This window comes from Enterococcus aquimarinus, from assembly GCF_001885765.1.
Classification (GTDB): domain Bacteria; phylum Bacillota; class Bacilli; order Lactobacillales; family Enterococcaceae; genus Enterococcus_I; species Enterococcus_I aquimarinus.
Genome location: NZ_JXKD01000038.1, coordinates 1 through 1,476, shown reverse-complemented (window position 1 = coordinate 1,476; position 1,476 = coordinate 1). Strand labels below are relative to the sequence as shown.

Annotated in this window: 2 protein-coding genes; both read left to right on the top strand. The window is 39.0% G+C overall.

Annotated features, from left to right (window positions below):
• On the top strand, positions 1-555 hold a 555-nt coding region (locus RU93_RS11835), incomplete at its 5' end, for an ABC transporter permease subunit (protein WP_143139463.1).
• Between the two features lie 19 nt (positions 556-574).
• Positions 575-1,476 (top strand): carbohydrate ABC transporter permease (locus tag RU93_RS11830; RefSeq protein ID WP_071875828.1); only part of this gene is annotated, 902 nt, incomplete at its 3' end.

The following is a 1,476-nucleotide window of genomic DNA, read 5'->3' as shown; positions in this document are numbered from 1 at the left end:
AACTTTATTTCAACGGTTGTAATGGTTGGGATGATTTTAGCTTTCTTAAATCCCTCAACAGGGATTATCAACCACGTTGTGCAATTTTTCGGGATGGAACCAATCGCCTTTATGGAAGATCCCCGTTGGTTTAAAACGGTGTATGTCTTATCAGGTGTTTGGCAAGGAACCGGTTGGGGTTCTGTGATTTATCTCGCAGCGTTAGCGGGCGTTGATACCCAGTTACATGAAGCGGCCGTCGTGGATGGTGCAACACGCTTACAACGCATTTGGCACATTAACTTACCAACGATTCGTCCAACAATGGTGATTTTATTAATCATGAACGTCGGATCGGTGATGAACTTAGGATATGAAAAAATCTTATTAATGCAAAACCCGTTAAACATGGAATCTTCAAACGTAATTGCTACGTTTGTGTACCAACAAGGGTTATTAGAAGCACAATATAGTTATGCGGCAGCTGTTGGTTTATTTAACTCAGCGATTAATGCGATCTTAATGATTTCCGTGAACAAAATTGCTTCGAAGCTTGGCGAGTCCAGCTTATTCTAGAAAAGGAGGACCATAAGAGATGAATAATCGTTTAGTGAAAGACACCAAAGCAGATAAAGTTTTTATGATTTTTAACTACATTTATATAATCTTAGCTGTTGGAATCGTATTGTATCCGTTGATTTACATTATCAGTGCCTCAATAAGTGATCCTCAATATGTCAATTCCGGAGAAATGTGGTTATATCCGAAAGGGTTTACGTTAGAAGGTTATAAAACCATTTTAGCGAACAACAGCATTTGGCGTGGCTATTTAAACACGATTTACTACACGGTATTAGGGACAACGATTAACTTAGTCGTGACGTTACCGGCAGCCTATGCTTTATCCCGTCCGGACTTTTACGGACACAAAACCTTTACAACGTTCTTATTAATTACAATGTTTGTCAGCGGGGGATTAATTCCAACATACTTAGTCATTAAAAATTTAGGCATGTTAAATACCGTTTGGGCGTTAGTGTTACCAGGTGCAGCTTCTGTTTATAATATTGTCGTAACCCGTACGTTCTTCCAAAGTACGATTCCACGAGAGATGGAAGAAGCGGCCATTATTGATGGCTGTTCCGACTTTAAATTATTTATGAAAATCGTATTACCACTTTCGACACCAATCATTGCCGTAATGGCGTTGTTTTATGGGGTCGGCCACTGGAATGGCTTCTTCAGCGCTTTGATTTATTTATCTGACAAAGCAATGTACCCATTACAAATGGTCTTACGTGAAATCTTAGTCTTGCAAGATATGTCGTCAAACTCAATTGGTGGGACAATGACCGGCGAAATGGCCGAGTTACTTTATTCTAAACAACAACTGGCAGCAGTGATTAAATATGGTGTCATGATTGTTTCTACATTACCAATTATTATGATTTATCCATTCCTACAAAAGTATTTCGTTAAAGGAATGTTGGTTGGTTC